16 protein-coding genes are annotated in these 21,413 nt (G+C 57.5%); 2 read left to right on the top strand and 14 right to left on the bottom strand.

Features of this window, described 5'->3' with window-relative positions:
• Nucleotides 1-36: 36 nt before the first annotated feature.
• The 5 genes from G411_RS0116235 to G411_RS0116215 form a co-directional block, all read right to left on the bottom strand.
• Nucleotides 37-456 (bottom strand): HIT family protein, encoded by a 420-nt coding sequence (locus tag G411_RS0116235; protein ID WP_022960266.1) that lies wholly within the window; start codon nucleotides 454-456, stop codon nucleotides 37-39.
• Between the two features lie 2 nt (nucleotides 457-458).
• Nucleotides 459-1,565 carry an MBL fold metallo-hydrolase gene (locus G411_RS20885; protein ID WP_022960265.1) on the bottom strand — a complete coding sequence of 369 codons (1,107 nt, stop codon included), beginning with the start codon at nucleotides 1,563-1,565 and terminating at the stop codon, nucleotides 459-461.
• 106 nt (nucleotides 1,566-1,671) lie between these two features.
• Nucleotides 1,672-3,834 (bottom strand): xanthine dehydrogenase family protein molybdopterin-binding subunit, encoded by a 2,163-nt coding sequence (locus G411_RS0116225; RefSeq protein ID WP_022960264.1) that lies wholly within the window; start codon nucleotides 3,832-3,834, stop codon nucleotides 1,672-1,674.
• The gene (locus G411_RS20880; protein ID WP_022960263.1) at nucleotides 3,834-4,337 is read right to left on the bottom strand and encodes a (2Fe-2S)-binding protein; all 504 of its coding nucleotides are present in this window, start codon (nucleotides 4,335-4,337) and stop codon (nucleotides 3,834-3,836) included. The genes G411_RS0116225 and G411_RS20880 overlap by 1 nt, the downstream gene beginning before the upstream one ends.
• A gap of 118 nt (nucleotides 4,338-4,455) precedes the next feature.
• The gene (locus G411_RS0116215) at nucleotides 4,456-4,917 is read right to left on the bottom strand and encodes an Lrp/AsnC family transcriptional regulator (protein WP_022960262.1); all 462 of its coding nucleotides are present in this window, start codon (nucleotides 4,915-4,917) and stop codon (nucleotides 4,456-4,458) included.
• Nucleotides 4,918-5,069: 152 nt separating this feature from the next.
• On the opposite strand from G411_RS0116215, the gene ald reads away from it, so the two are divergent.
• Both ald and G411_RS0116205 read left to right on the top strand, forming a co-directional pair.
• Entirely contained in the window at nucleotides 5,070-6,185 is a 1,116-nt protein-coding gene (ald, locus tag G411_RS0116210) for an alanine dehydrogenase (protein WP_022960261.1), read from the top strand.
• A gap of 187 nt (nucleotides 6,186-6,372) precedes the next feature.
• The gene (locus G411_RS0116205) at nucleotides 6,373-8,145 is read left to right on the top strand and encodes an FAD-dependent oxidoreductase (RefSeq protein WP_028968534.1); all 1,773 of its coding nucleotides are present in this window, start codon (nucleotides 6,373-6,375) and stop codon (nucleotides 8,143-8,145) included.
• A 198-nt stretch (nucleotides 8,146-8,343) separates the two neighbouring features.
• Here G411_RS0116205 and G411_RS0116200 read toward each other — a convergent pair whose 3' ends face one another.
• The 9 genes from G411_RS0116200 to G411_RS0116160 all read right to left on the bottom strand — a co-directional run bounded on the left by G411_RS0116200 (nucleotide 8,344) and on the right by G411_RS0116160 (nucleotide 21,283).
• Entirely contained in the window at nucleotides 8,344-10,083 is a 1,740-nt protein-coding gene (locus G411_RS0116200) for an amidohydrolase (RefSeq protein WP_022960259.1), read from the bottom strand.
• Between the two features lie 18 nt (nucleotides 10,084-10,101).
• Nucleotides 10,102-10,605: a nuclear transport factor 2 family protein gene (locus G411_RS0116195; protein ID WP_022960258.1), complete on the bottom strand. Its 504-nt coding sequence runs from the start codon at nucleotides 10,603-10,605 to the stop codon at nucleotides 10,102-10,104.
• Between the two features lie 111 nt (nucleotides 10,606-10,716).
• Nucleotides 10,717-13,071 (bottom strand): TonB-dependent receptor, encoded by a 2,355-nt coding sequence (locus tag G411_RS0116190; protein ID WP_022960257.1) that lies wholly within the window; start codon nucleotides 13,069-13,071, stop codon nucleotides 10,717-10,719.
• Nucleotides 13,072-13,784: 713 nt separating this feature from the next.
• Nucleotides 13,785-15,095: an NAD(P)/FAD-dependent oxidoreductase gene (locus G411_RS0116185; RefSeq protein WP_022960256.1), complete on the bottom strand. Its 1,311-nt coding sequence runs from the start codon at nucleotides 15,093-15,095 to the stop codon at nucleotides 13,785-13,787.
• Nucleotides 15,095-16,468, bottom strand: a complete 1,374-nt coding sequence (locus tag G411_RS0116180; protein ID WP_022960255.1) for an aminotransferase family protein — start codon at nucleotides 16,466-16,468, stop codon at nucleotides 15,095-15,097. Before G411_RS0116180 ends, G411_RS0116185 begins: the two co-directional genes overlap by 1 nt.
• A 69-nt stretch (nucleotides 16,469-16,537) precedes the next feature.
• A complete protein-coding gene (locus G411_RS20875) occupies nucleotides 16,538-17,611 on the bottom strand; it encodes a 1-aminocyclopropane-1-carboxylate deaminase/D-cysteine desulfhydrase (protein WP_157581368.1) in 1,074 nt (357 codons plus the stop codon).
• 38 nt (nucleotides 17,612-17,649) lie between these two features.
• Nucleotides 17,650-19,206: a gamma-glutamyltransferase family protein gene (locus G411_RS0116170; RefSeq protein ID WP_022960253.1), complete on the bottom strand. Its 1,557-nt coding sequence runs from the start codon at nucleotides 19,204-19,206 to the stop codon at nucleotides 17,650-17,652.
• Nucleotides 19,207-19,209: 3 nt separating this feature from the next.
• On the bottom strand, nucleotides 19,210-19,860 hold the full coding sequence (locus G411_RS0116165; RefSeq protein ID WP_022960252.1) for a cyclase family protein: 651 nt from the start codon (nucleotides 19,858-19,860) through the stop codon (nucleotides 19,210-19,212).
• Nucleotides 19,861-19,879: 19 nt separating this feature from the next.
• Complete coding sequence (locus G411_RS0116160) at nucleotides 19,880-21,283, bottom strand: aldehyde dehydrogenase family protein (protein ID WP_022960251.1); 1,404 nt, start codon at nucleotides 21,281-21,283, stop codon at nucleotides 19,880-19,882.
• Nucleotides 21,284-21,413: the final 130 nt, after the last annotated feature.

Here is a 21,413-nt window from a genome sequence, read left to right as displayed (position 1 = left end):
GCATTAGACGCCAGCGCATGGACAAAATCGGTCAAATCACAGGGCGTTTTTCAGGGCTTCGCGCAATTCACCGGCAAGTTCCGCCAGTTCCTCTGGCTTACCCGGTTCCCGGCCGTGAGCCTTGGCGGGCCGCCCCGCGTAGGCAGGCACCAGATGCATGTGATAGTGAAAAACGGTCTGGCCCGCTTCGGCGCCGTTAAACTGATACACCCCCATGCCGTCAGCATCGCAGTGCTGTTTCAGCAGCGGAGCAAAGCGGCGGGAAAATTCAGCAACGGCGGCCAGCGCCTGCTCGCTCATACTGAAAATGTCGTCGTGATGGGCCAGTGGGACAATCAAAGTATGGCCCGGTGATGCCGGGGCAATGTCGAGAAAGCAAATCAGCGACTCATCTCGATAAATTTCATGACAGGGCAGCTCGCCCGCGATGATCCGACAAAAAACACAGTCCGACATCGTCAAACCTCCAGCGGGCCGTCATCGGGCTCATGGGGACAGCGCGCATAGGGGCTGCCGTCGGGGTCGAGGCTGCTATAGCGATAGGCGCCCTGCTCGTCCAGCTCGCGCTTCAAGCGCCCCTGATAATACAGGTAGTGCAAGTGGGCCACCGACTCACCCAGTGCCAGCGTCAACTGGTTCATTTCAATTTCCCGGGCAAACAGCACACTGAACAGCTCCACGGCCGTTTTCGGGGTTTCACAGGCCTTTTCCACAGCGGCCAAATGCCCTTTGTGGTGATCGACCAGATACTCCAGCCGGTAGTGCACGCCATAGAACGGCGCATTGTGGGCAGGCATTACCAGGGTATCGGCGGGCAGTGCCTCGCGGAAGCGGCTGAGCGCAGCGAACCAGTCCGCCAGAGGGTTGGCGTCCGGCTCAGCGGGCATCACGCTGACGTTCGAGGTAATACGGGGAATAATCTGGTCACCGGACAACAGCAGCTTGTCATCGGCGCAAAACAGGCTGACATGTTCAGGCGAATGCCCGCTGCCGGTCATCACCTGCCAGCGCCGCCCGCCAATATTGAGCACTTGCCCGTCTTTCAGACGCTGATAGGCTTTGGGCATGGGCTCAACGATATTGCCAAAACCTTTGAATTTGGCGCGCATTTTTTCAATGGCTTCAGACGGGATGCCCGAGCGCTGAAAATACTGGGCCGTGGTCCACTCGAGATCACCTTCGCCCATGCTGCTGAACATTCTCGAGCTCACATACTCGCCAAAGCTCATATACAGCGACACCCGGAACTCCCGGCACAGCCAGCCCGCCTGCCCGATGTGATCGGGATGCATATGGGTACAAATGACCCCGAGCAAGGGCTTGCCAGCCATCTGATTGTCAAACAGCAGCCGCCAGCGCTCCTGAGTATCTCCCCATTTCATGCCCGTATCGACGATATACCAGCCGTTATCGTCTTCGAGGACATAGAGGTTGATGTGATCCAAGGCCATGGGCAGCGCCATCTGCAACCAGTACACACCGGGTGCAACGGCAATCCACTCGCCTTTTTCAGGCGCGTTGGCAAAGGGGTAACGAATCGGGTCTTGTGTGGATGCTTGAGTCATAGGCTACGGCCCACCGCTGCCGCATTATTATTGGAAGATCAACAGACACAGTAGCTGACTATGCTCCACCACTGTGCATAACAGCGATGGAGCATAGCAGCTTTTCTCAGCTCAAGCGCAGCGGGAGCTGACGCAGACGCTGGCCGGTAGCCGCAAAAATTGCATTAGCCAGTGCCGGTGCGATGGGCGGTGTACCCGGCTCACCGACGCCGCTGGGCGGATTGGTACTGGCCAGCAAGTGGACCTCGATCTCGGGCGTTTCGGGCATCCTAAGCATGCCGTAATCGTGGAAGTTGCTTTGCTGAACAGCGCCATCCTGCAGGGTAATTTCGCCTTTAAGCGCCGCGGTCAGACCGAAAATAATGCCACTTTCCATTTGCGCCACGACGATCTCGGGATTCACCACCATGCCGCAGTCCACTGCACAGACAACCTTGTGAACCTTGAGTTGACCTCCGTCCACCGAGACCGTGACGACCTCGGCAACCACTGAGCCAAAGGACTCATGCACCGCCAATCCCTGGAATTGACCCGCGGGCGGATTGCCCCAGTCAGCGCGCTTAGCGACTTCACTGAGAACACGGTAGTGGCGGGACGCCTTGTCCATGTTTGCCAAACGGAAATCCAGGGGATTGCGGCCTGTGCGGTGCGCCAGTTCGTCGATAAAGCCTTCGATGAAGAAGGCATTTTGAGAGTGCCCTACCGAGCGCCAGTACCCCAACGGAGCCGTAAGCTCCTGCATCACATAATTGCTGCGCTTATAGGGAAATTGATAGGGCGAGTGAATCAGGCCCTCGGTAGCCGCCGGGTCAGAGCCTGCCGCCATATCGCCGATGGTTTCGTGCACGCCACCGGGAAGCCACGCAGGCAACAGACTGCGAGTCATCAGCGGCAGAAACTGCCCGAAAATGCTCGGCGCAACGGCCTTTATCTGCAGGCTGCTGACGGTATCACCATCAACCGTCGCCGCCATCAGCGCCGAGGAATTCGGGCGGTAATAGTCGTGCCGCGTATCGTCTTCACGGCTCCAGATCAGACGCACGGGCTTGCCACTGAGCTGGGCAATTCGTGCGGCCTCCACCACATAGTCGTTCTGAATCCGCCGACCAAAGCCGCCGCCCAGAAAATGGTTGTGCACCTGAATTTGCGATTTTTCCAGCCCGGTCGCGCGCGCAACGGCATCCACCGCGAGCTGCACCCCCTGCATCCCCGACCAGATTTCCAGACCGTTCTCAGTGGGCACAGCCAAGGCATTCATGGGCTCCATCGTGGCATGCGCCAGGTACGGCACATCGTATATCACCTCGAAACGCTCCCCGGTCGCGGCAGAGGCCTCGCCCAGCTCCTCAACCACCTTGCCCTCTTCGGTTTTTGCCAGCTCATGGCGTTGCGCGCGCAACGCGTCACTGCTGACACCCGCCAGCGGGCCTTTGTCCCAGTCCAGCTGAATCTTGTTGGCAGCCTGGCGGGCATGCCAATAGTTATCAGCCAGCACCGCGACAGCGCCATCAACCTCCAAAACCTGAACAAGGCCGGGACTGCCCTCGGCGGCGCTGGCATCAAACCCCTTCAGACTGCCACCGAAATGCGGGCAACGCAGTAATACAGCACTGAGTGCGCCGGGATATTGCGCATCGATGCCGAAAGTTGCGGTGCCAGTGGACTTGCTGTGGGCATCCAGACGTGTGTTCTGCTTGCCAATAAAACGGAATTCTGTCGCCGGTTTCAGCTCAAGCGTTTCTGGCTGCGGGAGCTGACGAGCCATCTCAACCAGACTGCCGGGCGCAATTTGCTTGTCGCCGACATACAGACTGCCATCGCGCAACTGTACCTGCTCGATGCCTACGCCCTGCTGTTCTGCAGCCGCCTGTCGCAGCAACTGCGACAGCATCGCCGCCGCTTCACGCAATGGCGTAAAGCTGGTGCGGACCGAGGAGCTGCCTCCGGTCAACATGACGTAAAAATCCGGATCGATAAAATCCGGGTGGAATTGCGCATGCTCAATGCGCAGCATTTCCGGCGGCATATTCAGCTCTTCCGCCACCAGCGTTGCCAGCCCGGTATGCGTGCCCTGCCCCATTTCCACTTTGTGCAGCTGCATAATGAAATCGCCTTGGGGCGTCAGCTGAATAAAGGCATTGGGTTGCAGGTCACCTGCGGCGGCATGAGGCAGCGGCGTCGGGCCACAGCCCGTGAGTGAGACGCCCACGACCAATGAGCCGCCAAGCAGCGCGCTGCCTTTGATAAAGTTTCTGCGACTGACTGACATCACACGGCCTCCCCGTTAGCCTGAGCAGGATCAAATTGCTGCACTGCACCGGCCGCCTGATGAATCGCCGCGCGAATTTTGGGATAGGTGCCGCAGCGGCAAATATTGCCGGCCATGGCCGCATCGATCTCCGCATCGCTGGGTTGCGGGTTACTCTCCAACAAGGCCACCGCAGACATGATCTGCCCTGACTGGCAGTACCCGCACTGAGGCACACTCAGCGCAATCCAGGCCTCTTGAACCGGGTGCAACTGACCTTCGTTGCCACTCAAGCCTTCAATAGTCGTAATGGATTGACCTTGCGCCGCCATAGCGGGAACGCTGCAACTGCGGATCGGCGTACCATTGAGATGCACCGTGCAAGCGCCGCACAGGCCCATGCCGCAACCGAACTTGGTGCCGGTCATTGCCAGGGTATCCCGCAGCAGCCATAACAGCGGCATTTGCCCATCCACTTCCAACTGCTGCGGCTCACCATTGAGCGTGAAACTCAGTTGCGCCATATCCCCTCCCAAAGTCTGACGTCGTGCCCGGATTGTACCGACAAAGCCAGCCATTATGGCTAAAGCTCGCCAATATGCGCATTACGGCTTGTTCATAAAAAGGTCGAGCCGATGGTATTCAGCGCAGCGGCAGTGACGTCCGCTTGAGAATCGGACGCAGGGCAAAGCTCGACTGCACGCGCGCCACGCCCGGCAGGCGGGTGAGCTGATTATGAATACGCTCGAAGTCGGAGGTCCCCGCCACAACCACTCTCAGCATATAATCCACTTCGCCGCTCATTAAATAGCACTCCATGACCTCGGGAACCGACTGAATCGCCGCCTCGAAGCCGCGAAGACTTTCTTCTCGCTGATCGGCCAGCGACACATTCACAAATACCGTGCCAGAGAGCCCGACAGACTCCGCGTTTACATGCGCCGCGTAGTGGCTGATTACGCCCAGCTCATCGAGCTGCTTCACACGCCGCAGGCAAGCCGACTCCGAAAGCCCGACACGCTCGGCCAGCTCGACATTGGCAATGCGGCCCTGCACTTGCAGCACCGCCAAAATAGCCCGATCTATTCTATCCAGATTTCGCATTCGCAGATTCTTGCAGCTATAAGTAAGTCATGGCGGAATGATTGCAAAATTGCCCTGACAAGCGAGGGATTTTGCAAGCGACTGCCCCACGACTCAGTTTACAGTGAATTCCGAACATTTGTTAACATTATTTAACGCAGCAGGAAATCACTATGATCATCGGCCTCCCCAAAGAAATTAAAAACCACGAATACCGCGTCGGCCTGACGCCCGCATCCGTCAGAGAACTTTGCAAGCACGGCCACCGTGTGCTGGTTCAGCAGAATGCGGCGCTGGAAATCGGTTTTGACGACGCGGCCTATGTCAGCGCCGGAGCCAGCATCGTAGACGACGCCGCGGCGGTCTTCGCACAGGCCGAGATGATCGTCAAAGTCAAAGAGCCCCAGCCGTCGGAATTTGCCATGCTGCGTCCGGGGCAAATCCTCTTTACCTACCTCCACCTGGCCCCGGACTTGCCGCAAACCCAGGCACTGCTCGACTCCGGCGCCATCGCCATCGCCTACGAAACCGTTACCGACAGTCGCGGCGGACTCCCCCTGCTGGCTCCGATGTCAGAAGTCGCGGGACGGCTGGCGATTCAGGCGGGGGCCAGCGCCATGGAAATGGCCCACGGCGGTCGCGGCCTGCTATTGGGCGGGGTGCCCGGTGTAGCACCCGCGAAAGTCTGCGTTATTGGCGGCGGCGTTGTCGGCAGCAATGCCGCCCGCATGGCGGCTGGCCTGGGTGCCGATGTCACCATTCTGGACACCTCACTGGGACGCCTGAAACAACTCGACGAGCAGTTCAATGGTCGGGTAAAGACCCTCTATTCCACCGCCGATGCGCTTGAGGATGCCGTTCTGTCAGCAGATTTAATTATTGGTGCAGTGCTGGTTCCCGGCGCCAATGCGCCGCGCTTGATCACCGCTGAGATGGTCAAGGATATGAAACGCGGTTCGGTACTGGTGGATGTTGCCATTGACCAGGGCGGCTGCTTTGAGACGTCCGTGCCCACGACGCACGATAAGCCCACGTACCGGGTTGATGATGTGGTGCACTACTGCGTAGCCAATATGCCCGGCGCGGTGGCCAGAACCTCTACGCTGGCGCTCAACAACGCGACCCTGCCCCATGTACTTGCACTGGCTGACAAGGGCTGGCAACAGGCATTAAAAGACGACCCACATCTGCAGGCGGGCCTGAATATCTGCAAAGGCAAGCTCACTTGCGAGGCGGTATCTCAGGCACACGACCTGCCTTTTACTGCTGCCACGTCACTGCTTCAGTAAGCCTCCGCTAGCTGGCCGCCTCCCCGCAGGGCTCTCCCGGCGGGGCTTTATCCGCAGGTCTCTATCCGCGGGTCTCTACCCACGAGTCTATACCCACCCAGCGTCGTCATTGCGCCTGCATTCACGCAGGCGTATTATCGAACAACTGTTTAAAATGCGAACTTCCCTGTTGTTATGACGAGATATTATGACTAGACGCCTGCTCGCCACGCTCATCGCCACCCTCCTCCTCAATGCGGCCACCGCCATGCCTGTCGATGACGGCCATCAAGACGCCGTCGATGTCATCATCGTCGGCGCGGGCATCGCGGGTCTGTCAGCGGCCGTTGACCTGGCGGCGCAAGGCGCCCAAGTCGCCGTCTTCGATATGAATTCCCAGGGCAGCGGCCACGCCATTCTTGCCAGCGGCATCGCCATGGTGAACACCGAAAAGCAGCGCGCCGCAGGTATTCAGGACAGCACGGAGCAGGCACTCAAAGACTGGCTGGCATATTCAGAAGACGGTAACCCCGAGTGGTTGCGCTTTTACGCGGATCATTCCAGCGCGATGGTCTACGACTGGCTGACAGAGCTGGGGGTGGTCTTCGATAATCTTGTCGCCGACGATACCAACCGCTCACTCCCCCGCTTCCACTACCCCGATGGCGAGGCCCGGGATATCGTCTTACCGATTTACCGCAAAGCCCTGTCTTTCCCGAACCTCCATTTTTACTTCAATACACAGGTCACTGATATCCTCAGTGATGGCGGTCGAGCCATTGGCGTGAAAACCCGCAATCTGCGCAGCGGTGCCGCAGGCGACTATCACGCAGCGCATATCGTACTGGCAACTGGGGGCATGGCGGGCAGTCTGGCGCGAATTCGCGAGCACTGGCCTGCCCACTTTCCTGACGACGCCGCCCTGCTGGCGGGCGGCAGTCATTTCGCACAGGGGCTGGGCCACGATATGGCGGCCAGTCTGGGCGCCGCCCAGCAACATCTGAACCGTCATTGGTTTTACCCGGTTGGGATACCGGACCCCGCCGCCCCTGACAGCGGTCACGGCATTACCTTGAGTGGTCCGCGGGGTCTCTGGCTCAATGATGAAGGCCAGCGTTTTATTAACCCGCTGTCGTCGAACAAAGCCATTCTCGACGTCATGACCACCCTGCCGGAGGCCCGCTTCTGGCTGGTATTCGATGATCGCGTGAGAAGCACGCTCAAACCCCGCACCATCAAATACCGGTATGACCGCTCCCGCTACGAGCGTGAACTCATCAACAACCCCAAGCTCGTCGCCAAAGCCGCAAGCCTGAGCGAGCTGGCAGATAAAACCGGCATGCCCGCGACAACACTCAGTGCCAGTATTGCCCGTTTCAATACGCTGTTGGCAGAGGGAAATGACCGGGATTTCGGCCGTTTCCCGGCCAGCTTCTCCGGTAATGTGACCATGCCGGCGGTGCCGCTTAAACCCATTACTGAGCCGCCCTTTTACGCCATCCGCATTCACCCCAGCAATGCCGAGTCGATGGGCGGAGTGGTCATCGACAAGGGCGCTCACGTGCTGTCTACACAGGGTCAGCGTATTCCGGGTCTGTACGCGGCGGGTGAGCTGACCGGCTCCATGGGAATGAATGGCAGCAAATACCGGATCAATGGCTTGTATCTGGGGCCGTCGGTCATGACTGGCCGACTCGCCGCGGCGAGCATTCTCAAGGAACTCGGTGATACTCGCACTGGCGCGATACCTCCGCAGATCACGGTTCAGCGCCCCGCGAACAGCCCTTACGACGCCGCCACCATGAAAGCCCGCCTGAAAAGCCCCCAAAATGGATACTGGCACTTTGAATCGGTGCACGATGTGGTGCTCAGTCGCGAATTGAGCTGCGATAGCTGTCACAGCGACGCCTTTCCCAAGCGTGCCGCACTCACCCACCGCGAACGACTGGCGCAAACGCAAGTCTGCACCGTTTGTCATTAGACTCGGTACTCTTGAACCTCCGTACTCTTTAATCTCGGCAATCTTGAATCCCGGTACTCTTGAGTCCCTGCACTATTGAACCACAGTGCTCTCGCGTCCCTGACTCTTGGCAAGCATCAGAACAAGCAGCCAATACCTTGTCTGCACAGGCATAAAAAAGCCGGGCAATGTGCCCGGCTTGTCATCGCAAACAGAAATTCAACGCGCGTAAACGCGCTTACCCGCCAGATAGGTTTCCAACACCTTGGTATCTTTGATGTCGTCGATGTCGCAGCTGAGAATATCGCGATCGATAATCACCATATCGGCGTATTTTCCCGCCTCAAGACTGCCCACGATGTCGTCCCAGTTCAGTGCAAATGCGGCATTAATCGTATACATGCGCAAGGCCTGCTGCCGGGTGATGGCTTGTTCAGGATGCACTGGCTTCTCTACCCAGCGTGCCTTGCGGCTGTGACTGATCCACATCGCCAGAAACGGGTTAAAGGGGTTAACCGCGTTATTCGGGTCTTCCAGCGACCAGTGGTCAGAACCACCGGCAACGACGATCCCCTTGTCAAAGTAGGTCTTGAGGGGCTGGAAGTAACGCAGGCGCTCATCACCGAACTGCTTGAGCAAGGCGAAGGAATCGAGATAGAACCACGCTGGCTGAATATCCGCCACGATGCCCAGCTCAGCCATTTTGTCGATGGCCCAGGGTGTGGTGAAGTTGCCGTGGGTCACCGACGAGCGACTGCCCTTCACCGGCACGGTTTTGTTGACATCATTGTAGGCCTTCACCACTTCCAGCACCGCACCGTCGCCCACCGCATGCGAGGTAAACTGCATACCGGCTGATATGGTTTCCGCCATCATCATGCGCAGCCGTTCCGGCGATATGAAGGATTTGCCGTGGTAATGCGGATCGGTAATACCGTGCACATGGCTTTTCCCCCAGGGCTCGTTGAACAAGGCACTGCCGCTGAGAATACCGCCGTCGAAAAAGGTCTTGATGCCGACAACCTGGACCATCGGGTCATGGCTGTTCACGACAGGAAGCGCCGCAATGCGATGGATTTCGGCCTTAATGTCTTCGTCCTTCACATCCTTGCCCGTACTCAAGGCGTGAAACAGACCAATGCGAGTGGTTGCCAGGCCGCGATCCGCCACCGACTGATAGAAGGCCAACACATCGGGGAAGGTATTGCGATCGGCAACGGTGGTTAAGCCCACACTGTTATAGATGCCGCTCATTTTGCGGTACATCGCCGTGCGCTCGTCCAGCGTTTGGGTGTGGTCGGGCGTACCAATATCCTCGATATAGCGGGTGTGATGCCGGATTTTACCGGTTGGCTCTCCCTCTTCATCGACAATAATGTCGTCGGGATGCTCGGCAGCAAACGCCTTATCGATGCCCGCGGCCGCCAGTGCAGATTTGCTCAGCACCGCAAAGGGCGAGATGGTGAACGGCGCAAAGACCACCTTGTGCTCCGGTGCCGCCGCCGTCAGTTCGTCGCCGGTGGGCAAGCGGTGGTCACGCAACCGGGTTGGATAAGTGGTGCGCACCCACACCCATCCGCCTTCCGGGGTTTGTGCCGCGCGCTCTTTCACAAAGGCCAGCACGTCGGCCACCGTTTTCATGACCGGAATCGGATAGCGGAACTCAGAAACCGCCGCAGAGAGCGTATGTTGATGACTGTCGATCAAACCCGGTAACAGCGTCTTGCCATCGAGATCAACCAGCTTGGTGACCTCAGATTTGGCTTTCATCACTTGCTCGGTGCTGCCGGTTGCCAGGACCTTGCCGTCTTTTACAGCGATGGCTTCGGCAATCGTAAAGTCATCGTCAACCGTGACGACCTTGCCGTTGTAGAAAATCATATCCGCCGATATGTGCTTCTCGCAGCCAGCCAGCAGCAGACCGCTGAACATCAGGCAAGTCAGAATAATCAGGCGCATGGAGTCCTCCTCGGGTCGCTACTTCGCAAAACGACCCATAAACAGTGGAACCGTCTTGCGTTCGGCGAGCTTACAGCCCTCCTCAGCCAGGGTATAACGGTCGTGATATTCGCCCATGAACAGGCGGAATGTTTCGATAGGACGCGGCGCATCCGGATCAGCATCGCTGTAGTACATCGAGAAATACACCACACCGGTGGCCGAGTCATCGCCGTCTTTTTCGATGTACATATTGTCAATCAGCAGGCGGGCGAAGTTGGCAGAATCCTGCCCCTCTCGCAGTCGGGTGATGATTGCATCGCGACCCTCATAGGGCTTTTTGCCCATATAGAACACCGCGTTCTCGGCAAACAAGTCGCCGTAGGCATCGGCGTTGCCGCTGTCGCGCGCCTGCGCATAGCGATAGTTAAGGGTTTTACACGCCTCGACAGCAGTCGAATCCGCTGCGGGTCGAGTGGCGGTGAGGCTGCAGCCGGCAAGCAGAACGACCGCCGCCGCTGAACTGAGAATTCGGTAGACCATAGACAAACCTCCTCTGGCCTTAAACGCAAAAAGGAGCCGGGCCTGCTCCCGCACATGAACAAGCGGAAGCAGGCATCACCGACTCAACAGGGTGGAGACTATCAGTGTTGATCAGTAACGATAGGTGGCGGTGATCCCCAGAGTCATGGGACGGTATGACTCAACATAGTAGAGACCGGCACCGGAACCATCGTGTCCTCTGGCCAACTTGTCGTCGGAATTGGTGACGTTGTCGACAAACAGGGAGACATCCGCACCGTTCAGACGAGCACCTACACGCATCGACAGGAAGTTTGTTCCCGGCAAGGCATCGAGGTCGGGGTCGTAGCCAAAGGTGCCAGAACGGCCACCGGCTGCGAGATTGTCGCGAGTGAAGTCATAGTCCATACGGAAGTAACCTTCGTACTCCATGACCATCATCTCGTACTGCAGGAAGGCATTACCGGACCAGCGAGGACCGCTCAGACGCTGACCGGCTGACTTCAGCAGTACGCCGTTACCGGCATAGACGTCGTCGTCATAGGTCGTGTCGTTGTAGCCGACAGCGAAGCCCATTTCCAGACTCGCCAGTGGCGAGAACGAGAAGGAGGCATCCACACCTTTACCGGTGACATCACTGAGGTTACCGATAAACGACAGACTACAGGTGGGCAGATCCACCTCTTGCTGAATATCGGACCACTCAATGTAATAGAGGTTAAGGTCCATTTTCAGCGCGCCGTTGAACAGGTCGTTCTTACTACCGACTTCATAGGCCCACAGAGAGTCCTCGTCATAGGCCGACGGTGCACCACTCAGACCCAGTGCAGCCAGATCCGCGCCACAGAACTCCGTGTTCACGTTAGGCTGCGCACCACCGGGGCGGTAGCCCTTGCTCAAGGTGCTATAGAACATGTTTTCATCGTCCGGCGTCCAGGTCACGCCAACCTTCGGCGTAAACGCGGTTTCTTTCTGATCGGCGGTCACCACGCTGCGAGTACCGCTGTTCAGCGGACCGTCTTTCATATCCCAGTAATCAAACTTGTTCTGGCTGAGACGTGCCGCTGCGGTAAATACCAGCGCTGCACTGGCTTTCCAGTCCACGCTTGCAAACACCGCTGTTTGCTCATCTTCAACCTCCAGCTCCTGGTACAGGCTGTACTTGCCATCGACCTGAGGGTAGTAATCAAAGCCCGAACCATTCCACGAGGGGAAGTCGCTTCCCGGTGTACGACCCGAGCCGAAGGCCTGCTCCTGAGTCTGTTCGGTTTTGGAGTAATAAAAGCCCGCTGCCCAGTCGAACATGCTGTCGTCGTTATACGACTGCAGACGAATTTCCTGCACAAAGTTCTTCTGAGAGTTATTCATCACCGTATCGGAGTTGTTTTCCACCTTATTGGAGTAATCGCCAAAGGTGTCGCCCGAACGCAGGAAGGACTGATAACGCAGATAGTTGATCGTATCGTCCTGCTCGCGATCGAAGTACGAGGTATTCGAGATCAGCTCAAAGGTTTCAAAGTCGTACTGCACCATCAACGACGGCAGCAGGAACTTGTCCGCCATGGGCTCCAGCGACTGAACTCCCGTGCGATAGTCATTGTCCGTCGAATCGGTGTAGTTCTCCCAGTATTCGTCACGGGAGTCACCTTCTACCTTCTGGTAATACAATGATGGCGTAATCGTCAGCGCATCACTGGCCCGCCAGGTCGCGGCCAGTTTGATCGCCGTCACCTCTTCGGAGTTGATGTCCTTCTTCAGTACCCGGCCACCACGGTTCTCATTCACCGCCTCCACCTGATCGATATAGCCGCCGATCTGGTTGTGGTAGATGCTGCCTCGCACGGCTACGGTATCGCTGAGTTGCATACCGCCTGCGATACCCGCCTCATAGCTTTCATCACCATGATCCGTGAAAGAAACCTGCGCGCGAGCATACAAACTCGGATCGCCGAACTCCGGTTGCGGGGTAATAAAGCGCACCGCACCACCCATGGCACTGGCACCAAACTGCGTGCCCTGCGGACCGCGCAGCACTTCCACCCGTTCCAGATCGAAGATGCGCGGATAGGGGTTGCCACCCCAATAGCCGATGTTACGGATCTGGATAGGCGTATCGTCTATATAGATAGCCGTGGTGGCAGAACCCACATTCGAGGAAATACCGCGAATGTTAATATCGGTCGAGTTGGAGCCCGACGAACCGGCTTGTCGAGTAAACACCAGACTCGGTGTCAAGCGGCTGATATCTTCGATTTGACGAATACCCTGGATATCCATTTGCTCCGAGGTATAGTTAGTTACAGAAATGGGCACGTCCATGATGTCCGCATCTTTACGTTGGGCGGAAATGACAACCACCTCTTCAACGACCCGCTCCTGAGATTCCTGAGCAAAGGCCGCACTGCTCACTGCACCTTGTATGGCAGCCGCTGAAATGCAGCCAGCCAGTACATTTTTACGGAACCGTTTTCTGGTTGTTTGAGACATGAATATCTCCCCTCTTTCTTGTCGCCTATAAGACGGCCGCCCTTCTCCAAGAGATCACCACCGAGGTGGTCAGACCGGGACAGCCTTAGTACGCATAGCGGTCACCAGTTCACATTGCAAACAACAGGCCAATACAATGAAGTTTTCGGAGCAATTTTCAGACGGGAAAAAAGCACGCCGTTTCCAAACGGTCGCCGCGTACTGTGTATTTGCTGAGCCTGCAGAAAAAAATCATAAGAGATAATTAATTTTCAATAATTACAATAAATTACAACGAAAAAGGAGAAATAACTGGAACCTTGTCAACAGCGACAACACTGACCTGGCGAGCACAAATCCATCACCCTTCAGTCATGCCGTTACATACATTGGAAAAGCTGATAAATATCATTAGGAATTCTCATCTATTCCCGACGACAAAAAACATACAGAACAAGGGCGCTTTCCATTGCGGCGCATCATCGCGGTTTTTCACGTAAAAATGGCGGTGAAAAGCGCACACATTGAGTGCGGCGGCACTAAATAAAGGCGGTTTTTACCGGGCAATTTCCTGCGTTTTTCATCGAAATAATATGAACTTAACAGCGAACTTAAGTGGCGCTATTTCGGTCTGCAAACGTCGAATTTACAGCCTGATTTTTTGGCAAAAAAAAGGGCCTGGGGAAACCCGAGGCCCTGGAAAAATACGGCGTTACCTGCAGCGTTTCGCGATACTAGCCGCGAACAGAAAAACTGCTTTCCCGGTTGATCTCGCGGCGGCGCGAGAACATGCCAAGATTGATCTCATTGCCGGTATAACGACATTGATAAGTGAGCGGCATCGCATCATGGTCGTAGCCTTTTTCACAGGCATCCACCAATTCTGCCATCAGATCGCCCACTACACCGGCGTTTTTAAACTGGTGTCCGCTGGTGCCCACCGCCATGTAAAAGCCCGGCAATTCTGAGCGATCATAAATGGGAATCCAGTCATCGGAGACATCGTAGAGATCCACCACACCGGAAGCCTGGCTGGGAATGGGCAATTCAGGAATCCGGCGAGCCGCGCGGTAGACCTGTGCCGTCCACTGACTCTCGGTAAATTCACGATTGAAATTATCCGGATCGTCCACCCAGACCTGGGAATCACAAGGCGGATCACCGGAACCAACCGTGACCTTATTGCCGGTCTCGGGACGGTAGTACAGGTAAAGATCGTCATCCGACGTCATCACCCCCTGATGCTCAAAATCGAAACTTTTCGGGCTGGGCAGGTGGTGAACTTCGCGGCGCAGCGCCTTGGTTTTCACGGCCATATCACTGGTGACACCGGCCATTTCATTGATCTTGCCTGAATAGGGACCGGAGGCATTGATCACCACGTCGGCCGTCAATATTTCGCCGCTTTCCAGACGTACTGCCGACACCCGGCCACTCTGGCGGTCAATGCCAACCACGCGTTGGCCGAGCATGAACTGACCACCATTGGCCTCAATGGCGCGACGCAGATTGTGCGTCGCCAATTGTGGATCGCCAATATAACCGGCGTTGGGTGCGAACACGCCGCCAGCCACTTCGCCGTCGTTTTCCGGCACTTCCCAGAAATCCGGGTCTTCCACCGCCACAACCGGGCCGCAGAGTTTCAGATTGAACAGCGGCAGACGCTCGTGAATATACGCGTTGTCCCACTCTTCGAAGGGAATATTCAATTGCTTGTAGAACTGCGCCACATGAGGGCGATCGTCCGGCGACGATTTGATCATCAGGTGGCCACACTCGTGGTATTTCGCCAAACCGCGCTCGTCTTCCACACCGAGAAAATTCGCCCAATCCTTCCAGTAATGATAGCCCTCGTAAGCCAGCGCCGTTGTCGCCAGACTGGAATAAGAGAAGCGCACCACTGCACAGGAATTGCTGGTAGAGCCGTAGCCCACTTCGGGATTTTTATCGACCAGCGTCACGCTGTATCCCTTGCGGCTGAGTTGCAGACCCACCGCGCAGCCGATCACGCCAGCGCCAATAATTACTGCCTGTTTTTCTGCCATTATTCGATACCCACCTCTTTGCTGAACCAGGCAATGGACTTTTCCGTTGCCTCAACAATTTTCTCGATTTCCTTCTTGGTGGCGCACAGCGGCGGACCAAACTCCACCACCTGATAGGTACGCGCCAAGACGCCGTGTTCGCGGAGCTGGTTGGTCATCTTCGCCATCATCTGTGCTTCGGGCGGGAACATCGCGCGGGTTTCTTTATCCTGAACAAGCTCAACCGCTGTCAGCAGACCTTTACCGCGAACATCGCCGACAATCTTGTATTTACGCAGCTCGTTCAGGCCTTCCAGCAAGTAGTCACCCATTGCGGCGGAGTTTTCGACCATCCCCTCGGTTTCCATGATTTCGATATTCTTCAGCGCCGCTGCGGCCGACGCCGCATGACCACCAAAGCTGATCACATGGTTCAGACCAGACTCGCGGCCCTTGGCGGAATCAAAGACCGAGGTAATTCTTTCGCTGACCATCACCGCACCCATTGGCGCGTAGCCGCTGGTCAGCCCCTTGGCCATGGTCATAATGTCGGGTTCGATGTCCCAATGTTCCGAGGCGAACATTTTGCCGGTACGACCGAAACCGTTAATCACTTCGTCGATAATCAGTACCACACCGTACTTGTTGGCAATCTGACGCAACTGTTTGAAGTAGGTGTCGGGCGGCAGATAAATCGACGCCGAGGCAGGAATCGGCTCGGCGATAATCGCCGCGACGGTTTCCGGTCCCTCATGGAGAATGGTCTGCTCTACCGCATCAATACAAAACTGCGCGTAGGCTTCCTCGCTCATGTTCGGGTCGTGGCGGTAGATATTGTGGTGTGGCACCTGCACGCAGCCCGGCACCATCGGCGAGAAAATTTTGCTGTTAAAGTCGTGGCTGGCGCCGGAAATGCTCATCGCGAAGAAGCTGGAACCGTGGTAAGAACCGCGACGGCTGATGACTTTCGTCCGCTTTTGCTCCCCCTTCAGCCAGTGATACTGCTTGGCAATCTTGATCGCGGTCTCTACCGACTCGGTGCCGCCAGAGGTAAAAAACGCGCGGTGCAAGTCACCGGGTGTGATGTCTTTAAGCTTTTCCGCAAGGCGAATGGTGGGCTCGGCGGCAAAGTTGTACGGCGTAACATAGGCCAGCTTGGCGGCCTGTTCGGCCATCGCCTGCGCCACTTCACTGCGGCCGTGACCAATGTTGGTCACAAAGGCGCCGCCAGACAGCGCGTCAACATACTCCTGACCGTGGATGTCGGTGAGATAGCAACCCTCGCCTTTTTCAAAGACGGTCATCCCGCCCTTGGCGCGCAGTGCCGCCGGAGCCGTGACGTGGAACCAGATGCGATCCAGAGCCTCTTGTTCGAGAGGAAGTTTGTCAGTCATGCGTATCTCCATTCATTGAATGCGGCAGCCCGATTCGCGCCTCTGCGCCACGCGCTGCCAATTACAGCCTTACTCGTTCACAACATGGACCGGGGGCAGACACTGCGCCTCGGTACTCACGCCTAGCGTTTCGGCCTCGTAAGAAAACAGCGCAGGCCAGCCACCGGTGTGCAGAAACACCACGGTGTCATCGGCCGCTATGCGCCCTTCCCTAATGTGCTGAATCAATCCGTGCATGCATTTGCCCGAGTACACCGGGTCCAGCAGTACACCTTCGGTTTTTGCCACCAGCGCGATGGCCTCATTGCTGCCGTCGGAGGTCTCGCCGTAGCCTCCGCCGATAAAACGATCGTCAATGTCGAGACTGTCGCCCGCAGGTACCTGGCTCAGGCCAAGCTGAAGCGCCGCTTCGCCCATATCGGCAGGCAGCTTGTTTCGGTAGTGTTCGCTGGCGCGGCTGACGCTGATACCGCGCAGTGCATACGGCAGTTCGAGATTGGCATGGGCCAGCGCCAAACCAGAGAACGTCCCGCCAGAACCCACCCCCACGTAGAGGTAATTCGCCGCGACACCGCTGCACTCAAGCTGCTGATACAGCTCGCGACTGGCCTCCACATAGCTGGCCATGCCCTCCGGACTGGAGGCACCCAGCGGTACGACAAAGGGTTTACGGCCTTCGGCAATCAGCTCCTGCTCAACATTGGCAAGCGTGTCGCCGAATTCCCATCGCGGCAGGGTTTCGACAAAGCGCACATTGGCGCCATAGAGGTGGTCGAGCAGCAAATTGCCTACGGGATGTCTGGGCTCGCCGGGCACGCCGCCAAGAATCAGCTCTACCTGCAGCCCCAGTTGCGACCCCATCGCCGCAGCAATCCGCGCGAGATTGGATTGAAAACCACCGCAGATCACCAGCGTATCGGCGCCATCGGCCACGGCCCGCCCAATCACATATTCGAGCTTGCGGGCCTTATTGCCACCCAGACCGACATTACTCAGGTCATCCCGTTTGAACAGAATGCGCGGCCCGCCCAGTGCTTCACTCAAACGCGGCGCTTCCATCAATGGGGTGGGAAACTGACCGAGACGGACGCGCGGCATACGGTTAATCCGATCCTGTGTGGCTTGCAGTAATTCCTTGTTCACGAATACCTCACGAAATTATCAGCGGCAGCGGCGATGTCTCAGTCGGCACAGACGCCGGCATTGCCATCCGAGCGTGGGTCAGCGGCGCCTTCCAGTTCTCCGTCCGCGCGGCGGCGGACCGCCTGGGCATGGCCCACGCTTTCGGAACAGGCAGGCACGCGAGCCACATCCAGGCCATGTATTTTCAAATGTTGATCCAGTTCGGCGGGCGCATCGGCTTCGATGGCCACCGTAGGGCCAGGAAAATCAATATCCCGGGCGCCGAATACCCAGCGCGGCGTTGCCAGCACAGCCTCCAGCGAGGCCGTGCCCGCCATCACACCCGGCAGCAACTGGGCAAGAATCTGAGGCTGGGCTTTGCCACCCATGGTGCCCAGCGAGGCGAAGACGCGGCCTTCGCGGCGCAACAGCAACGGCATCAAGCTGTGAGCGGGACGACAGCCCGCGCGCAGAAAGTTGGGGGCCTCAGGGTCGAGCGAGAATCCCCGCGCGCGATTGTGAAAAATAATGCCGGTCTCGGGCTCGAGGACAGCTGAGCCAAAGGTCTGAAACACACTTTGAATCAGCGAAATCGACACGCCGCTGTCATCCATCGCACAAACGGCAACGGTATCGCCGTGAGCCACCGGATTATTCACCGCAGGTGCCTGCCCGGTCTGAATCGCGTGGCTGAGTCGGTTTGCCAGTGCCGTGCGATCAAACAGCGCGGCCATATCAATCGGATTACGCTTTGGATCTCCCAACAAGGCTTCTCGATCATCGGCCGCCATCAACAGCGCCTGCAGCAGATGCCGGGCACCTTCACCGCGGGCATCCAGTGACAGGCCGAGTGCGTCCAGCGACGCCAGGGCTTCGAGCAAAACAAAGCCCTGGGAGTTAGGCGGACAGCAGAGAAATTCAACACCGTCATAGTGCAGCGACAGCGCGTCGTCGAGCGCGGTCTGATGCGATGCGAGATCTTCACTGCTGATCGGGCAGCCTTCGGCGTTCAGCCCGCGCACAATGCGCTGACTCAGCGAACCCCGATAAAAACTGTCCGCGCCCTCCTCAGCCAGGATTCTCAGGGTGTCGGCCAACGCGGGCTGGGCAAAGCATTCGCCTTCCGCCAAGGGTCGATCACCCGGTAGTAACAACTCGCGCAAGGCACGGTTCATCGCGCCCTGACGGTATAAAATGCCCGCCGCCAACGAGCGCGATACCGCCACGCCGTCGTCGGCCAGCGCAATCGCCGGAGCCAGTAATTCGGCCCACGGCAGTGTTCCCTGCGAGGACGACAGGCTGTGCCAGGCCGCGACCAGACCGGGCACCGAGATCGACAGCGGCCCCGCATCGGGAATGCCATCGTAACGGGCACGAAGCAGGTCGGCGTCGAGCCCGGCGGGCGCCGCGCCAGAGCCGTTGTAAGCGGTGACGTCTCCACTCGCCGACTCGACCAGCGCAAAGGCATCACCACCCAAGGCGCACTGGTGAGGGTAAACCACCGTCAGCACGGCCGCCGCCGCCAGCGCCGCATCGACGGCATTGCCGCCAGCGCGGAACATCTGCATACCGGCTTCGGTTGCCAGCGTGTGCGGTGTGGAGATCACCCCTGCCATCGATCAGCCCTCAGTGATGCCGTCGATAAGAATGGTGCGGGTCGCCGCCCCTTCCGATCCCTTAAGGCGCATGGGCAGGCAGCACATGAAGTACTCACCGTCGGGAATCTCACCTACTTTGGCGCCCTCGAGAATAATCACGTTGTTGCCGCACAGAATGTGGTGTGTCGGCCACTCTACGGAGTGCTCTGGCGCCTCGATGGTCACGTAGTCGATACCGACAAACTGCACGCCGTTATCCACCAGATACTGGGCAGCGCAGGGAGCAATACCCACCCAGTCATCCGAGAATTCTTTCTTGATCATGCGCTTTGCAGAGTTGGTGGTTTTGAACAGCACGCGGGTCACACCGTCCAGACCGATCGCCTTGATATCGTCAGCTGTAATCGCACGATCACCAATGTGAATCAGGTCCATCACCCGGGTGCGCCCGACAAACATCTCAATGGGCAACTGTTCTACCGTTGCGCCGTCATCAATAAAGTGGCGAGGAGCATCGATATGGGTGCCAGTATGTGAACCGATCAACCAGCGGGTAACGTTAGACGGAGCGCCATCTTTGATGGTGGTTACATCCATCACTTCCGGGGTTTTGCCCTCGTGCCAATACAGCATGCCGGGTTCTATATCGAGGGTAATATCGTAAATTTTCATCGTTTCTCTCCGTACTACATCAGCTTTTCGCAATCGACAGGGTTTGCAGCTCGCTGTAACTTTCAAAGCCAAGCTGCCCGTTCTCCACACCGACCCCCGACCATTTGCGGCCGGATACCGGTGCCTGAGGAATCATGGCCAGGTGCTGGTTAATCCACACCGTGCCGGTTTCGAGGCGTGCAGCGATTGCCGTTGCCTCGGCCACATCGGGCGACCATACCGAGCCCGCCAGGCCAAATTTGCTTTGATTAAGGTGAGCAATCAGTTCATCGATATCACTGAACTCCAGCAGTGGCACAATCGGCCCAAACTGCTCCTCCACGACCAGCCGGCTGTGGCGCGGCAGGCCGGTGACCAGCGTCGGCGCATAGAAGTAGCCCTTGTCGCCAATTCGCTCGCCGCCGGCAATAAACTGCCCGCCATCGGCTTTGGCGTCGTCCGCCAACTCCATCACCCGCGCCAGTTGTGCGGCATTGTTCAGCGGTCCAACGGTCACCTCCGGGTCGGTTCCATTGCCCACAACGGCGGATTCAACGCAGGCCTTCAGCTCCGCAACCACCGCCGGGTAAATTTCTTTGTGTATATAGATGCGCTTGATGGCAACGCAGACCTGACCGCAGTTTTCGAAGGCCGCGGTGTACAGCTTCTGCGCCACGGTTTTCGGGTCTACGCCCGGCAGAACAATGGCGGCATCGTTGCCGCCGAGCTCCAGTAAAAGACGTTTGAGATCATTGCTTGCCGACGCGGCCACATTTTTGCCAGCACGGGTTGATCCGGTGAAGCTGACTTTGGCGACCCCCGGATGCGCACTCATCCACTTACCCAGGTCATCGCCGCCACTGAGGAAGTTGGCAACCCCCGGCGGAATAATGTCTTTGAACAGTTCGGCTACCTTGAGTGTTGCCAGCGGCGTGTACGGCGACGATTTGAGCACCACGGTGTTGCCCGCCATCAGCGCCGGTGCCAGCTTCCACATCGTGGTCATTACCGGGTAATTCCACGGCACAATGCCGGCTACGACACCCAGCGGGCGGCGGTGAATTTCAACGCGCGATGCGTCGTCATCTTTAATAATGTCTACCGGCGATTCCAGCGTACTGCTGTAACTCAACCAGGCGGCCGCCCCCATAATTTCGTTTTGAGCTTTTGCCAGCGGTTTGCCCTGCTCTGCGGTGAGGATCGCCGCCAATGACTCGGCGTTGGCACGCAGTGCATCGGCACAGGCCACTAATACCGCTCTGCGCTTTTCTTCATCGACAGCCCACTCGGCTTGCGCGGCTTTTGCCGCGGTTACCGCCGCATCTAACTGCTCTTTACTGCAGTCTGGCGCCTGAGCAATCAGTTCTTCAGTGGCAGGGTTGACTACGGGATAGCAGGATTCAGATTGAACCAGGCAGCCGTCGATGAGCATGGAATAAGACATGTGAACTCCGTATCGCCGGAAGGATGTTTCTCGCCAGAATCTGGGAGGCGCTTGCGATAACAAATGTTCTTATCGCGAACCATAGTTTCATTATACGTACAAATGTTCGCTTGGCAAGCATTGGCGGGAT

The sequence above is a fragment of the Spongiibacter tropicus DSM 19543 genome (assembly GCF_000420325.1).
Lineage (GTDB): Bacteria > Pseudomonadota > Gammaproteobacteria > Pseudomonadales > Spongiibacteraceae > Spongiibacter > Spongiibacter tropicus.
This window is presented reverse-complemented; position numbering and strand designations above follow the sequence as displayed.

Excerpts from the sequence above, each read along its gene's own strand:
- G411_RS0116235 (WP_022960266.1), bottom strand. The coding sequence starts at position 456 with ATGTCGGACTGTGTTTTTTGTCGGATCATCGCGGGCGAGCTGCCCTGT.
- G411_RS20885 (WP_022960265.1), bottom strand. The coding sequence starts at position 1,565 with ATGACTCAAGCATCCACACAAGACCCGATTCGTTACCCCTTTGCCAAC.
- G411_RS0116225 (WP_022960264.1), bottom strand. The coding sequence starts at position 3,834 with ATGTCAGTCAGTCGCAGAAACTTTATCAAAGGCAGCGCGCTGCTTGGC.
- G411_RS20880 (WP_022960263.1), bottom strand. The coding sequence starts at position 4,337 with ATGGCGCAACTGAGTTTCACGCTCAATGGTGAGCCGCAGCAGTTGGAA.
- G411_RS0116215 (WP_022960262.1), bottom strand. The coding sequence starts at position 4,917 with ATGCGAAATCTGGATAGAATAGATCGGGCTATTTTGGCGGTGCTGCAA.
- ald (WP_022960261.1), top strand. The coding sequence starts at position 5,070 with ATGATCATCGGCCTCCCCAAAGAAATTAAAAACCACGAATACCGCGTC.
- G411_RS0116205 (WP_028968534.1), top strand. The coding sequence starts at position 6,373 with ATGACTAGACGCCTGCTCGCCACGCTCATCGCCACCCTCCTCCTCAAT.
- G411_RS0116200 (WP_022960259.1), bottom strand. The coding sequence starts at position 10,083 with ATGCGCCTGATTATTCTGACTTGCCTGATGTTCAGCGGTCTGCTGCTG.
- G411_RS0116195 (WP_022960258.1), bottom strand. The coding sequence starts at position 10,605 with ATGGTCTACCGAATTCTCAGTTCAGCGGCGGCGGTCGTTCTGCTTGCC.
- G411_RS0116190 (WP_022960257.1), bottom strand. The coding sequence starts at position 13,071 with ATGTCTCAAACAACCAGAAAACGGTTCCGTAAAAATGTACTGGCTGGC.
- G411_RS0116185 (WP_022960256.1), bottom strand. The coding sequence starts at position 15,095 with ATGGCAGAAAAACAGGCAGTAATTATTGGCGCTGGCGTGATCGGCTGC.
- G411_RS0116180 (WP_022960255.1), bottom strand. The coding sequence starts at position 16,468 with ATGACTGACAAACTTCCTCTCGAACAAGAGGCTCTGGATCGCATCTGG.
- G411_RS0116170 (WP_022960253.1), bottom strand. The coding sequence starts at position 19,206 with ATGGCAGGGGTGATCTCCACACCGCACACGCTGGCAACCGAAGCCGGT.
- G411_RS0116165 (WP_022960252.1), bottom strand. The coding sequence starts at position 19,860 with ATGAAAATTTACGATATTACCCTCGATATAGAACCCGGCATGCTGTAT.
- G411_RS0116160 (WP_022960251.1), bottom strand. The coding sequence starts at position 21,283 with ATGTCTTATTCCATGCTCATCGACGGCTGCCTGGTTCAATCTGAATCC.